Raw genomic sequence first — 13,509 nt, 5'->3', positions numbered from 1 at the left:
GCAGTATGGAGGAAAAGACAAGTTTGGGCTTCAAGTGGTTGTACGGGATGAATGCTTTTGGTAACGGGCTGCTCGGTGGTTTCGTATCTTCATACATTATGATTTTCTTCAGCGATGTCACGCTTGTTCCCATAGCTTTCATCGGCTCGCTGTTTTTCGCCGTCAAAATACTCAATATGTGCGTGGCTCCAGTGATGGGCGTCGTCATCGACCGCACGAACAGCCGCTGGGGCAAAATAAAGCCCTGGCTGCTGGTCGGCACGCTCCTGATGCCGCCGACCGCCGTTCTAATGTTCACGAACACCGGATTTACCGGGACGCGGCTGTTAGTTTACGTAACGATCATGTACGTGATGTGGGGCTTGTTCAGTACCGTATTCGGAACGGCTCTGGGTTCGGTGTTCCCGACTCTAACGCGCAATGTAGAAGAGAGGCGCAAACTTTCCGTCATTCCGGCGATCGGTGGAGTGCTGGGGGATTTCACGACCGTTGGTGCCGTATTGCCGCTGCTCGCTGTCATTGCCGCCACCCAAGCGCAAGGTTATTTCCGGTTGGGGCTTCTATTCGCCGCCCTATTTTTTGTCAGCAATCTATTCTTTATTAACAAATACAAGGAACGGGTCACAGTTGAATCGACTGAGCAATTGAAGCTAAGAGACATTATTAAGGCCGTGTCGCGCAATGATCAGCTGCTTATCCTCCTCATCGTGAACTTCTTTTTGAACGTCGGGGTATTTATCACGATGGGCACCGCACTCTATTTCTTTAAATACAATATGGGCAACGAAGGCATGTTCGCCACGTTCGGAATTACCGTAGGTTTGTCGCAAGTGTTGATGATGACCTTATTCCCGAAACTCATGAAAAAGCTATCGAAGAAAGCGGCGTTCCAGGTCGCAGGGGCAACATTGATCGTGGGTTATGTCATATTACTCGCGGCCAAAGGAATCATGGGCACCTTCTTCCCCATCGTGTATGTCGGCGGAATTATGCTTTATTTGGCGCTAGGCATCACGACCGCCCTCATGCCGATCTTCTATGCGGATATTATCGATTATGGCGAGTGGAAAACGGGCGAGCGCAACAACTCCACGATCATTTCCATTTCTTCTTTGGTCGGCAGCTTCAGCGACGCCACGAAAGAATTGATCGTCGGGTTGACATTGGCTTTCATCGGATTCGCGCCCAATGTCGTTCAATCCCAACATACGAAGGACGGCATCTTGTTCCTGATGACGTGCATTCCGATGATCGTGATAACGATAGCCGTAATCGTGTTTACGTTGTTCTACAAGCTGAACGACGGATTCTACAATCGCATTCTTAAGGAATTGGAGAATCGGGCATGATTACGATTCCTTGTATCAAGTGTTCGGTACGGAGCTCGGCAATTCCACCGCTTATCATCCTTGTGACGTAAAATGTATCATGGATGCCGTCAAGCGAGCCGCAGTTTTCTTTAGAACTATATTTATCCGCAGGAGAGCGGCTCGCACTATGGCACAGAAGAATGTACACTCTCGAATAAACACATTTCACTTCATTTTGTGTTCGACTATACTTTTTTTCCTTAGAAGAAATCATGATTAGTAAAGAGAAACCGCTATATGAAAGTGGTTTCTCTTTTGTTTAATATTCAATATGCTTTGACCTTGAAGTGGTCGGATAGCGATATGATTGAGGTAATATTGGCGACAAAGGGGATATTCTGGATAACAGTTAAGATGAGTACCCAACTCTGGAACTTAACATGAATTTGTAACAAGAATTTTGGGTTTATGGTAAAATGTCTGAGGTGAATAAAAAATGTGGGTGGTTGGAGATAGAACTCAATGATTAACATTAACGTTGATTTAGTTGCAAGATTAATACATGAGCAATTTCCCCAATGGTCTGATTTAGATATCAAACCTGTCAAATATAGTGGGAATGATAATAGAACATTTCATTTAGGTGAACATATGAGTGTACGGTTACCAAGTGAAGTATCCTATGTTCCTCAAGTGGAGAAAGAGCAAATATGGCTTCCATTTTTAAGCGAAAATCTTTCTTTACCCATCTCTACACCGTTAGCTAAAGGTAATCCTAGTGAAGAATATCCATGGCCATGGTCTATCAATAAGTGGTTAGAGGGAGAGACATTGACTCAAGCCATTATTAGTGATGTTAATCAATTTGCAACAGACTTGGGGACATTTTTAATTGAATTACAATCTATAGATGCTAGTGGAGGTCCTTTAGCTGGGAAGCATAATTTCTATAGAGGTGGATCTGTAGCTGTATACGATGAAGAGTCTAGATATGCGATTGAGAATGTTAAAGATACATTTAATGAACATATATTGTTAGAAATTTGGGGATTGGCATTAGATTCTAAATGGGATTCAGAACCTGTGTGGGTTCATGGTGATATCGCACCAGGAAATTTACTGATTAAGGATGGAAAACTTTGCGCAGTTATTGATTTCGGGATATTGGGTGTTGGAGATCCGGCATCTGATGCTGCAATGGCATGGACATTTTTTGATAACAACAGTAGAAAGATATTCAAGAAGGTATTGAATATGGATGAAGGAACTTGGAATAGAGCAAGAGGATGGGCGCTATGGAAGGCATTAATAACTTACAATGGTCATAAGGATTCTAACGATATAATAGCAGAAGAATCATATCATGTTATTCATATCATTATAGATGATTACTTAGCAGAGAAAATTACTAGAAATTTGGAGGCATTACAATGAGTCAACGCTATCGAATTACAAGAGCTTTACAGGAAAACGGAAATTTAGAGCAAACCATATCTTTGGATGAGTGCAAACAGTATTTCTCGTCCAAATCTGATTTCACTTATACATCAGTGTATACGGTGACAGGTTCAACCAGTATGTCCATAGATGGAGATTTCTTTATGTGGAACTATATTGATACTCAGATCCCATTTAGGTATTATCAGGGGGACATTTACGTATCCGGCATCAATGAAGCCGTGATCCCGATGATGATTGAGGTTGCGAGCGAATTAATTGCGGATATACAGGAAGGGTAGTCTTTTTAATATACGTCTGAAGGAATTGTCACGACTGAGTAGTTCACGAGCACTGAAGTAGTTCATAAAGAATTAACCATACTCTATAGCGTAAAAACACGGGCTGCCAGCACCATGGCAGTCTCTTTTTCAATTTACGGGTAGTTTAGCTCAAAATAATATGGAGATTTGAAGAATCGATTAGCAGTAACAGTGGAACGAGAGTAGTATTCAGCTAATGTGCAGTTTAACGGAATAAAAAGTATTGTACTTCTATTGTTGGTTATCCAGATGAGCTGAGTTGAGAATAGTTGAGAGGAGTTTAGTTGAGATGAGTGTGCAAAAAAGAAATGGACAGGCTGTTCGAACGGAGTTTCAAAAGCAAGCTAGAGGTTTTTTAAACAATTCTTTATCTTTGAATAGTGAGGATTTATTAAAATGGATTCATCAAAGCCTCTCCCTTAATGAAGGAGATAAGGCCAACAAAAGTGTTACAAGAAATGATTAGAGTAAGTGAATTATTGGGCACTATCTGTGTTGTCGATATGATTTCACCTGAAGATAATGAGTTATATCGTCAGTATAATCACTATGAAAGGCTACGTGATCCTTCACATTATTGAGGACATTCAACTCGAATTAGAGGGGAAGTAGAATACTGGACTTTTTCCTTATTTGGAGCACGGAGAGTTGATGTTCAAACAAAAGTGGGTAAAACTCTTAGGTGGAAAATTTACATTACGCTAACGGAACACGATAGTTCGGTAAGTTTAAGTGGAAAATCCATAGAAAAGACCTACCTATACTTTATCTATTAAATTTTCGTTCTAGTATAACATTAAAGATAGTATAAATAGTTAAGTTTTCTAGTGAAGTCTTTTCTTGAGCATAGCTTTTCCAAGTTCTCGTTTATTTCAAGTTTTTAGTATTCGAAGATTGAATACAGGAAATAATTATTGTATAGAAGGGTGGAATTAACATGTTAAAGAAAGTATTTTTAACATCTTTTGCAATAACGCTAATTTTAGGAGTGGCAATAACTTCAAATTCATTAGCGGATAGTAGTCCGAAATTAATCGCTGCAAAAGAGACAGCAGCAAATCCTGCTAGCACTAATATCTTAGGTTCAGAATTAAGTACTGCAGAAGAGTCAAAAGTGAATCCAGGAATGGATCCAGATATAGATCCAGATATAGATCCAGATATAGATCCAGGAGTGGATCTCGCAATGCTCAGGGATATAGGTGAAATTGTTACAAAACACGGCGATTTTGTCCGAGTAGAAAAACAAACTATTTTCAATGAACCTGAGATAGCACGACAATTAAATCAAATTGGATTTAATACGAATCACTCTACACAAAAATGGCGAATGATGAATTGCTAATACCTCTTACAGAAAAAAATAATAAATCGGCACGAGTCCTTTTAATGAAACCTGGGATTAAGCCAGCAAAAAGTCCTTGTAAAGGGCTTTTTATTATTATTATTACAGCTCTTTTTTCTATAGAACTCTATGAAAATTAAACTAGCCAACTATATAACTCCATTACATTTGGTATATTCTTCGGTTGATGAGGATCAAACTGTTCTAACCCGATTTGGAATAAAAGAGAGATCAAGCCTTTTGCAGTGGCCGAGAAGGAATACAGTTCCAGATATAAAGAAAGGCGGGGTGTTGATGTGTTATAAAAATGTGTTGACACAAAAGTAGTTAGGAGCCATACTATATATATGAACAACAATAATAAAATAATAAATGACATTGACGCTATCCCCTCGCTTGTACAATCCAAGCGTCAGATTGATCGCTATAACCTAGATGTAGACGCACAGGCTATACTCGTCGCTTCTAGGCTAATGGCAGCGGGAGCCAAGCTTGGGCATGCCTCGGAGATTCATTTCTCTAAATTCGGTTTATCAACAGGACGATATCGTTTATTGGCAGATCTTGAAGATAACGAAGGAGAAGAGTTGCCTTCGCAATTAGCGGAGCATCTAGGCATTACACGTGCTACAGTGACTGGTCTTATCGACAATCTTGAGCGAGATGGCCTAGTATCTCGGCGATCAAGCTCAGACGATGGACGTCAGAGATCAGTCATTTTGACGGAAGAAGGAGCGAAGAAGCTCCGTGAAATGGCTCCTGAGCATTTCGCTCGGCTGGAAGCAATGGTGGGCTTACTCAATATCGAGGAGCGCAGCGTATTTCTCGACCTGCTAGGCCGAGTTACACAAGGCATCTCAGCACTTACGGGCGAACTAGGCTCGAAACCAAAGGAAAACATCAGTAATGAGTAGAATGGGCTAGTGAAGCTAGCCCATTTTTACTCTCATATAGTTAGGTTCCTAATTATATTTATCTGAAAGCAAACGCTGAACAATTTAAAAGAAGAAAGGAGTAACTACATGAGCAACATGAAATACTCGAATAAAACAGAAAGTAATTACGACATCAAGGCTGCTGGTTCCGATACAAAAACTTTCGTGCTGTGGCGTGAAATCATTATGGCCTATGTTTCTCCTGCCATAATGGCAGGAATCGGGGGATTGGTCACTGCCGACAAGGGGCTTCAAATAGCGGCATTGACTACAATCGGCGGAACATCGGCCTTGGTGGCTTTGATGCTTGGCCTTTGGTTGCACAACGGAGGAGGCCATAAACGGTGGATCATCGGCGCACCTCACTTGGTTGTGATAGGGATATTCGCCTTGGCCGGGGCTTCGTTAGGTCTACTCGCCGCATGGGTGACATCTGGTTTACTGGAAATTATGATTCCGATCGATCGTTGGACCTGGGTCGACCGTATATGGATCGATTTCCCGTTATCTGGATTTATAGCAAGCACGATAGTGACATGGCGATGGCGTGCTGCCGTCAGAACACATTTTTCAACTAAAGGAGAAGATAAAAAATGATAGTTATTATGGGAGCAACAGGTACAATAGGGAGTGCGCTTTTGGAACGTTTGGTTGATCTTGGCGTACCCGCAAGGGCCCTGAGCAGAGAGCCAGAGAAGTTGCGTGATCAGATCGGAGAAAATGGCCGGTCGACTATAGAGGTCGCATCGGCGGATGCTTCTGACCCTGAATCGCTGCGCCGCGCGTTTGCAGGAGCTAGCCAGCTCTTCCTTGCCATGTCCAACAGTCCAAGACAAATCGAATTGGAAACTTCAATCATTCAGATTGCCGCCGAAGCTGGAATCAAACACATCGTAAAAATATCCAGTCCTGCCTTTGAGAAGAGCTCTCCAGTGGCAGTGGCAGGCTGGCATCAAGAAATCGAGAAAGCGCTGTTCGATTCGGGTCTCACCCACACTGTGTTGCGCCCCTATGCGTTTATGCAAAACTTACTGCACCTTGCACCAACGATTACAACCCAAAATGTATTCTTCGGCTCCATGGGCGGTTCACCGTGTAACTTCATTGACTGTCGCGATATCGCAGATGTTGCCGCAGAAGTTCTGACCAACCGAGAGGTAACAGGCCAAATATATACGCTTACTGGTTCGGAGATTTTCAGCTATCCTCAGATCGCGAGTCAACTATCCGCCCTGCTTAATCGGCCGATAAGCTACATCAACATGGAACCCCAAGTACTACTCCGCAATCTAATCGAGCACGGGCATATGCCTCCTTGGCTCGCGAACCACGTTGTGGAAATTCAAACCATGTCTACTGTGGTGCCAGAAAGTCCAAATGACACTGTGAAGCGCTTGCTCGGCAGAGAGCCACGCACGCTAGACGCCTTTCTGCGTGAGTGTGTAGAAAATTTCCGGTAGAGGCGGAGTCCACTTATTTTGAAATTTGTGTCGTTGGCAGCATGCTGTTCCGATCTCATACAAGTCATTGAGCTAACGGGACACGATAGTTGAATAAGGAATTACTTAAGTCGGCCAACATATTAATAGTTGGTCTTTTTCTGTCGCATCCGGACGAAACTACGCACTTGGAATAATTTGATTGTATATGGCGCAGTCTCTTCATGATAAACTCAATCAGGATATATTTACGATAGGGGAAGTATAGAAATGGTATGGTATTTGAAAGGGTTAAAGAATTACATAGGATTTAAAGGGAGAGCAAGTCGTAAGGAATATTGGATGTTTATGCTAGTCTATAGCATTGTTTTAATTTTATTTTCCATATTGGAGTCAATCGCCAATATGCCTCCCGTATTATCAGTACTTTATTATTTGTCCACCTTTTTACCGTGCTTAGCTGTTGCTGCTCGCAGACTGCACGATACTGGGAGAAGTGGATGGTGGAACCTAATTCCACTTATTCCTGTAATTGGTGATATTATTTTTATTATATTTGCTTGTCAGGATAGTCAAGAGAATGATAATCAATATGGACCAAATCCTAAAATTTAGTTGTTAAGTTACGCTAACGAGGAACTATAGTTCAATAATGAAAGGGCTGCCGTGAGGTAGCCCTTTGTTCAACTAACGGGCAGGTTAGTTAAAGAAGGCAATTTGAGATATAAGAACAAATGTATTATAGTGTATCTCCAGCAATAAATAATTTATTAAACGATTTGGGAGGAATTATATATGTATGTAACGATTTCAGACTTTAATAAAGAATGGAATAAGGAAGCTATGCTAACTCAAAACGTTTTGAATGGTTTGACAGATGAATCTTTAAAACAACAAGTTTATCCAGAAGGTCGGACTTTGGGAAGGATTGCATGGCATTTAACAACAAATATTCCAGATTATTTATCCCATTTCGGATTTAAGATAGATGGGATAGAAAATGCAGAAAGTGTTCCAACCTCAGCAAAGGAAATAACTGAAACCTTCAAAGTGGTAAGTTCTCACTCAGCTCAAATCATTGAACAACAATGGACAGACAAATCCCTAGAACAAATACAAGAAGCATTTGGAAGACAGGAATCAAATTCTCAAATATTAATGGGACTAATCAAGCACATTGTTCATCATCGTGGTCAAATTACCGTTCTGATACGTCAAGCAGGATTAAAACCGTTTGGGGTTTATGGACCACCAAAAGAAGATTGGATTCATTTAGGTGTGGAAAATCCGCCACAATAATAATAGTGTGCTGACGGGGAACTTTTGCGCAATGAGAACAGGCTGCCAGCATCATCGGCGGTCCTTTTTCAATTAACGGGTAGGTTAACGCAATGTTTGTCCACAATTAGGAGTTCATTGTTGAGCAACCTTTCTCGGATTGAAGCGTTGAAAAGATGATTAATAAAATTGCTTTTTGAAAGAAGGGGAGTTTCATCGCCTTTACTCATCTCATAGTAGAACTACATTGCTTATATGGACTTGGTGAAACAGAAGAGAAAGATACTGTTCCGATTTTTTGCAAATATGGTGTTCATAAGCCTGGCTATCATTGTTTAGCAAATGATTGTCAATTCGCAGGACACGTACCTGCACCACATGAAATTGCTTACTCTCACGAGGATGGGGAAGTAGGTCACGATGCATGGATTGGTTTTGGTGGGGATATGGAGCCTGAACCATATAACGAAAATGCGGTTACCATGCATAAAGATACTTGGAAAAAAGTGTGCAAGGAAAAAGTCCATGATGCTTATGATGAATACATGCTGAAAAGCAAATTAAAAGATAAATGACAAACTAAGCATACTTTTGTATTGAACTAACGGGCAGGATATGCTTAGTTGAAATGAGCAAAAGCAGCCCATCTTTATGGTTATGTTATGGCAGTGATGGTTTGATGTTTGATTTTTGATCTAAAAATGACATCGTTTCGTGTTCACAACCTCAAGACATTGTGAACACGAAACGTCAGGAAAAGTGCGGTTTGTGATGTGGGACGAGTTGTTTACAATGAAGATTAATCAAGGGGAGCCTTATCATAAGAGGGCGAAAATTGTCAGAAACAATGTGGCGCGTGCTACTAGAGTAGCAGCTTTGTGTTTTTGCGAATACATCAAAATAGATAAACTATGCATTAGTAGTACGAAGATAATGGTTATAAAAAATATTGTTATGACTTTTGAGTATGCGGGATATTTTATTGCCAAGGTAATAAAGTTAAGCCAATTGTAATAGTACCTTTATTTCCGAATAATCGGGTGCTTCCAACTTCTTTGCTGATTAGCCATATTTTTAATAGCCTATGTCCAAAGCGCAAAGGTTTTTTTATTATAAATCTAAAGTAAGCAGATATTAATAGAAAAAATAACGAACCAAATGTGGCAATGAAAAGCACATAATTAATTAACAAAATCACAACATAACCCCACTTTTTTATGATTAATTGACTCTATAGGGGGGTTAAATAATGAAAGCTCCTCTATATTGGATAAAAGTCCAACTTAACTTGGGGGCTATTCCGTTTAATATCTTATACTGGCTTCTGCTGATAGCTTTTGTATATGTTGTGATAGGTATATATGGAATGAACTGGTCATATGTGCCTTTCCAATAAGTCTACGGTATGCTTGTTAAATGAACGTATTAAGCTAACGGGCAGGTTAGTTCCAATATAAATGCATATTAGAAACACTGTCACAAAGCAATCATTTTATGAAGTGGAGAGATCCGGCAGTGATTTAGCTTTTGTCTGAATAGAAACGGTGTTTCTTGCGATAAGCCTGAGGAACCACCCCAATCTCTTTTCGAAAAGCATATGAAAAATAACTTGCACTTTGAAAACCGGATGAGCTTGCGATCTCACTGATTGTTCGATCTGTTTCCTGCAGCATCTCACAGCTTTTTTGGATGCGGTATCGAATCAGATAGGAGTTAGGAGATTGGCCCACGTAATGACCGAGCAGCTCACAGCATCGACTGCGGCATACCGATCCCGCGGCTGCAATATCATCAAGCATTATTTTGTTCTCATAATGTTGGTGAATGAACCCTGTCATCTTCCAGATGGTAGCCGACAACTGGTCGTTAGCAAGATGTCCGGAAATCTCCTTCAGATGATCGCCCATGTAGGCACAGATTGCCATTGCCTGAGACAGCAGACGAAATGGATTGCGCGCAGTGCTGTGCATCTCGTTATAGATCTGATTCAGCGCTTGCAGAACTTCCCTCTGCCATTGCAGTTGGTCTGTCAGTAATAGATAATCCTCCGAATTTGGACCAAACTTCTCTTCCCAGTATTCCTTGCCCTCCCAGGTATCCCTCCCAATTAGTGAAGGATGAATGGCTACCACAATAAAAGAGCAGTCTGTCATATCGGGAGAGTACGCGTAATGCAATCGTTTACTATTTACAAAAATCCCCTTGCCTTCGTCGATATGCACCGTATTTCCATTCACAAAAAAGTTCATCGAGCCATCAAGCACGAGAATAAATTCTAGATCCGGATGCCAATGGCATGCGGCTGCGTATCTATCGAATTGGTGCAGGGGGCCTTTACGTACATAAAGCTGAAAATTCGGCAAATTGTAGTCTAATCGTTCGGATAAATCGGAGAATACCTCCAGTTCTGTACGCACGGCAACACATCCTAAAAATACGATTTTGATAATATTATAGCGAATTATTATGGAAATCTCCAACTAAATATACTATTTTTATATTATATTTATTATGGGAAGGGGGCGAAGGACGTGCAACACCGTATACGATCGGCTGTTTCGGGCGATAACCATTTCAATCGTGAGTTGATCCGTCTGGTCATTCCGATTGCATGGCAAAACTTGATTACAGCAGCGGTGATGACGGCGGATATCGTGATGTTAGGGGATATTAGCCAGTCAGCAATGTCGGCTGCCTCATTGGCAGGACAAATCACCTTCGTATTGACCTTGTTCTATATGGGACTGGCAACAGGTGCAGGAATTATGACTGCCCAATATTGGGGGAAGAGAGATGTGAAGACGATCCAACGCGTCCTGAGTATCGCCTGCCTGTTCTCGGTTAGCGTCTCCCTGTTCTTCTTTGGGCTGTCGTTGTTCTTTCCGGAGCTGCTCATGCGCTTATTCACGAATGACGAGGAATTAGTTCGGTATGGCTCGAGCTTTTTGCAAGTGATCTCATTCTCGTACTTAGCCATGGGTATTTCACAGATGTACTTCAGCGTCATAAGAAGCATGGAGAACGCCAGCTTAAGTGCATGGATCAGCTCCGTCTGCTTCATCTTGAATATTCTATTTAACGCGCTCTGCATTTTTGTTTTGTTTCCAGACATGCCCGAGAAGGCGATTCAGGCAGTTGCTCTGGCGACGGTGTGCGCACGTTTCATTGAACTCGGTTGCTGTATCGTGCATTCCACTACGCGGGGGAAGATTAAATTCCAGCTACCTGTGCGTGATGGCATTCAACGCAAACTGCTTCAGGACTTCATGCGATACACGATGCCTATTCAGGGCAATTACATTGTATGGGGTTGCGCGCTGACTGCAACTGCAGCCATTATCGGACATGTCAGCGCAGATCTTGTGGCAGCTAATTCCGTTTCGACAGTCGTGAGTAATTTAGCCATTGTGTTATGCGGGGGGATTGCTAGTGGCGGTTCTGTGCTGATCGGCAAATATCTAGGTAACGGAGAGAGCGAAAAGGCGAAAAGAGCCGGGAATCGGATTAGCTTCTACGCATTGGCATTTGGCGGGTTGGCAGGGCTAACGATTTTGATTATGAAGCCGTTGATATTTAATATGGTGAGCTTGAATGGAACTGCGCAAGGTTATCTGAACGGTATGCTTTATATCTGTGCTTATTATTGTGTAGCCAAGTCATTCAATTCCACGGCCATTGGAGGGATATTTTGCGCTGGGGGCGATGCAAAATTCGGTTTCTGGTGCGACACTATCGTGGTGTGGGGCATCATACTGCCATTAAGTTACTTGTGTGCTTTCGTGTGGCAAGTGCCTCCAACTATCCTATACGCCGTTATTTGCTTAGATGAAATACTGAAGCTGCCAGCCGCGTTAATCCGTTACCGCCAATATAAGTGGATCAAGAATATTACTAGAGATTTTGCAGAAGTAAGGTGAAGTGGCGGTAAACAATATGAAAAGAGATTTTACTACAGAAAGGTGGAACTATATATGACAATGAGAGAAAGAATTGCGGCCGGAAAATTATTTACAGACTACTGTGAGGGCCTGCCACAGGACAGGGCCAATGCAAAAAGAAGAATGATTGCGTTGAATGCGACAGGACCGGATGACTATGAAGAACGTGTAAAACTCATGAATGAAATATTCGGTAAAGAAACAAAGGCATGGATCGAGCCTCCGTTTTACTTCTGTTATGGAACGAACATTGAAATTGGAGAAGGTTCATATATCAACTTTAACTGCAATTTTGTTGATGACACTAAAATTATCGTCGGAAAAAATGTTATGTTTGGTCCAGCCGTAACAATCGCAACCGTTGGGCATCCAATAAACCCTAATTATAGAGCATATATGTATGCTGATCCTGTAATCATTGAGGATAATTGTTGGATTGGAGCTGGTTGCATCATTTGCCCTGGAGTTACCGTTGGAGAAAACTGTGTCATTGGCGCCGGAAGTGTAGTGACGAAAGATATTCCAGCTAATTCTGTTGCAGTTGGCAATCCTTGCAGAGTGTTGCGTACCATCAATGAACACGATATGAAGCATTATTACAAGGACAGAGAGATAACTCAAGAAGATTTAGACGAGGAAGCTAGTTTGAGATAATTCATTTCAATAGACCTCGGCTTGCAAAAATCTTATCAACGCTCTTACTTAGTGCGCATGAAACGAAGTAGAGCGTAGAGAGGTTGATTGATTAAGCTAACGGGCAGGATAACGTGGCGAATGATCAAACTAAGGCAGGACTCGAGAAATCTTTTTTATAACAGTTTTATACTAATCGCAAAGAATTAATTAGTAGTATACTATTGGATATGTGTTCCATTATTGAAGGGAGTGGTGAGGTATGAAGAAAATCTTTGCTGTCGTGGTTGTTACGGAGGAAGTTCAATTATAATCACAGAGGAATTCCTCTGTGATATCAAAATTCTGGAGGAATTTATGTGGTTATTGAATTAAAGCCAGTATCAATTGAGAACTGGTACGATTGTACCAAGTTAAATGTAAAGCAAGAACAAAACAGTGTTTTTCCAGCTCCTGTTGTTTATTGGATTGCAGAATCTAATTTCGTTCATGATTTTGAGTTGCGTGCAATATATTCAGAGGCGTTGCTAGTTGGATTTATTGTCTTTTGTAAAACTCCCGACGAAGACGGTAACCATTGGATACCTGCACTGATGATTGATGAGAATCATCAAGGGAATGGTTTTGGCAAAAAAGCAATGGAAAAATTAATTGATCTTATGAGTCAAAATGGTTGTAATAGATTAATGATCGGGCACAGACCCGACAACTTGATTGCTGGGAACCTGTATGAATCCTTGGGGTTTCAGAGGTTTAGCGAAGAAATAATTGACGGTGAAATCATACGTTTTCTACAACTTAATTAAAGAATCCCCTTAGTAAATAAAATGGCTGTCAGTAAATTACTGGCAGCGGTTGTTCAACTAACGGG

General features: G+C 41.4%; 15 protein-coding genes. 14 read left to right on the top strand and 1 reads right to left on the bottom strand.

Annotation, left to right across the window (positions count from 1 at the left end):
- The first annotated feature begins 5 nt into the window (after window positions 1-5).
- The 11 genes from BW961_RS12505 to BW961_RS31580 all read left to right on the top strand — a co-directional run bounded on the left by BW961_RS12505 (window position 6) and on the right by BW961_RS31580 (window position 8,642).
- The gene (locus tag BW961_RS12505) at window positions 6-1,349 is read left to right on the top strand and encodes a glycoside-pentoside-hexuronide (GPH):cation symporter (protein WP_068580076.1); all 1,344 of its coding nucleotides are present in this window, start codon (window positions 6-8) and stop codon (window positions 1,347-1,349) included.
- 483 nt (window positions 1,350-1,832) lie between these two features.
- Entirely contained in the window at window positions 1,833-2,744 is a 912-nt protein-coding gene (locus BW961_RS12500) for an aminoglycoside phosphotransferase family protein (protein ID WP_068580074.1), read from the top strand.
- On the top strand, window positions 2,741-3,049 hold the full coding sequence (locus tag BW961_RS12495) for a hypothetical protein (protein WP_068580072.1): 309 nt from the start codon (window positions 2,741-2,743) through the stop codon (window positions 3,047-3,049). The genes BW961_RS12500 and BW961_RS12495 overlap by 4 nt, the downstream gene beginning before the upstream one ends.
- A gap of 310 nt (window positions 3,050-3,359) precedes the next feature.
- Window positions 3,360-3,536, top strand: a complete 177-nt coding sequence (locus BW961_RS30510) for a hypothetical protein (protein WP_156510092.1) — start codon at window positions 3,360-3,362, stop codon at window positions 3,534-3,536.
- A 471-nt stretch (window positions 3,537-4,007) separates the two neighbouring features.
- On the top strand, window positions 4,008-4,415 hold the full coding sequence (locus tag BW961_RS12490; RefSeq protein WP_076576856.1) for a hypothetical protein: 408 nt from the start codon (window positions 4,008-4,010) through the stop codon (window positions 4,413-4,415).
- 347 nt (window positions 4,416-4,762) lie between these two features.
- Window positions 4,763-5,329, top strand: coding sequence for a MarR family winged helix-turn-helix transcriptional regulator (locus tag BW961_RS12485; protein ID WP_068591077.1), 567 nt, complete (start codon window positions 4,763-4,765; stop codon window positions 5,327-5,329).
- 108 nt (window positions 5,330-5,437) lie between these two features.
- Window positions 5,438-5,947, top strand: a complete 510-nt coding sequence (locus BW961_RS12480; RefSeq protein ID WP_139331634.1) for a hypothetical protein — start codon at window positions 5,438-5,440, stop codon at window positions 5,945-5,947.
- Window positions 5,944-6,810 carry an SDR family oxidoreductase gene (locus BW961_RS12475; protein WP_068591079.1) on the top strand — a complete coding sequence of 289 codons (867 nt, stop codon included), beginning with the start codon at window positions 5,944-5,946 and terminating at the stop codon, window positions 6,808-6,810. The genes BW961_RS12480 and BW961_RS12475 overlap by 4 nt, the downstream gene beginning before the upstream one ends.
- 249 nt (window positions 6,811-7,059) lie before the next feature.
- Complete coding sequence (locus BW961_RS12470) at window positions 7,060-7,404, top strand: DUF805 domain-containing protein (RefSeq protein ID WP_068591081.1); 345 nt, start codon at window positions 7,060-7,062, stop codon at window positions 7,402-7,404.
- 180 nt (window positions 7,405-7,584) lie between these two features.
- On the top strand, window positions 7,585-8,088 hold the full coding sequence (locus tag BW961_RS12465; protein WP_068591083.1) for a DinB family protein: 504 nt from the start codon (window positions 7,585-7,587) through the stop codon (window positions 8,086-8,088).
- Between the two features lie 425 nt (window positions 8,089-8,513).
- Window positions 8,514-8,642 carry a hypothetical protein gene (locus BW961_RS31580; protein ID WP_280175205.1) on the top strand — a complete coding sequence of 43 codons (129 nt, stop codon included), beginning with the start codon at window positions 8,514-8,516 and terminating at the stop codon, window positions 8,640-8,642.
- Window positions 8,643-9,587: 945 nt separating this feature from the next.
- Here the strand turns inward: BW961_RS31580 and BW961_RS12450 are convergent.
- The gene (locus BW961_RS12450) at window positions 9,588-10,484 is read right to left on the bottom strand and encodes an AraC family transcriptional regulator (protein WP_068591087.1); all 897 of its coding nucleotides are present in this window, start codon (window positions 10,482-10,484) and stop codon (window positions 9,588-9,590) included.
- A gap of 114 nt (window positions 10,485-10,598) precedes the next feature.
- Between BW961_RS12450 and BW961_RS12445 the strand changes: the two genes are divergently transcribed.
- The 3 genes from BW961_RS12445 (at window position 10,599) to BW961_RS12435 (ending at window position 13,444) form a co-directional block, all read left to right on the top strand.
- Entirely contained in the window at window positions 10,599-11,984 is a 1,386-nt protein-coding gene (locus BW961_RS12445; RefSeq protein WP_244555943.1) for an MATE family efflux transporter, read from the top strand.
- A 54-nt stretch (window positions 11,985-12,038) separates the two neighbouring features.
- Complete coding sequence (locus BW961_RS12440; protein ID WP_068591090.1) at window positions 12,039-12,659, top strand: sugar O-acetyltransferase; 621 nt, start codon at window positions 12,039-12,041, stop codon at window positions 12,657-12,659.
- A gap of 338 nt (window positions 12,660-12,997) precedes the next feature.
- The gene (locus BW961_RS12435) at window positions 12,998-13,444 is read left to right on the top strand and encodes a GNAT family N-acetyltransferase (protein ID WP_076576847.1); all 447 of its coding nucleotides are present in this window, start codon (window positions 12,998-13,000) and stop codon (window positions 13,442-13,444) included.
- Window positions 13,445-13,509 lie beyond the last annotated feature (65 nt).

This window comes from Paenibacillus macquariensis, from assembly GCF_900156375.1.
Lineage (GTDB): Bacteria > Bacillota > Bacilli > Paenibacillales > Paenibacillaceae > Paenibacillus_AQ > Paenibacillus_AQ macquariensis.
This window is presented reverse-complemented; position numbering and strand designations above follow the sequence as displayed.

What these genes read in the sequence shown, in the direction of transcription:
- BW961_RS12505 (WP_068580076.1), top strand. Translation starts at nt 6, where the DNA reads ATGGAGGAAAAGACAAGTTTGGGCTTCAAGTGGTTGTACGGGATGAAT.
- BW961_RS12500 (WP_068580074.1), top strand. Translation starts at nt 1,833, where the DNA reads ATGATTAACATTAACGTTGATTTAGTTGCAAGATTAATACATGAGCAA.
- BW961_RS12495 (WP_068580072.1), top strand. Translation starts at nt 2,741, where the DNA reads ATGAGTCAACGCTATCGAATTACAAGAGCTTTACAGGAAAACGGAAAT.
- BW961_RS30510 (WP_156510092.1), top strand. Translation starts at nt 3,360, where the DNA reads ATGAGTGTGCAAAAAAGAAATGGACAGGCTGTTCGAACGGAGTTTCAA.
- BW961_RS12490 (WP_076576856.1), top strand. Translation starts at nt 4,008, where the DNA reads ATGTTAAAGAAAGTATTTTTAACATCTTTTGCAATAACGCTAATTTTA.
- BW961_RS12485 (WP_068591077.1), top strand. Translation starts at nt 4,763, where the DNA reads ATGAACAACAATAATAAAATAATAAATGACATTGACGCTATCCCCTCG.
- BW961_RS12480 (WP_139331634.1), top strand. Translation starts at nt 5,438, where the DNA reads ATGAGCAACATGAAATACTCGAATAAAACAGAAAGTAATTACGACATC.
- BW961_RS12475 (WP_068591079.1), top strand. Translation starts at nt 5,944, where the DNA reads ATGATAGTTATTATGGGAGCAACAGGTACAATAGGGAGTGCGCTTTTG.
- BW961_RS12470 (WP_068591081.1), top strand. Translation starts at nt 7,060, where the DNA reads ATGGTATGGTATTTGAAAGGGTTAAAGAATTACATAGGATTTAAAGGG.
- BW961_RS12465 (WP_068591083.1), top strand. Translation starts at nt 7,585, where the DNA reads ATGTATGTAACGATTTCAGACTTTAATAAAGAATGGAATAAGGAAGCT.
- BW961_RS31580 (WP_280175205.1), top strand. Translation starts at nt 8,514, where the DNA reads ATGGAGCCTGAACCATATAACGAAAATGCGGTTACCATGCATAAAGAT.
- BW961_RS12440 (WP_068591090.1), top strand. Translation starts at nt 12,039, where the DNA reads ATGACAATGAGAGAAAGAATTGCGGCCGGAAAATTATTTACAGACTAC.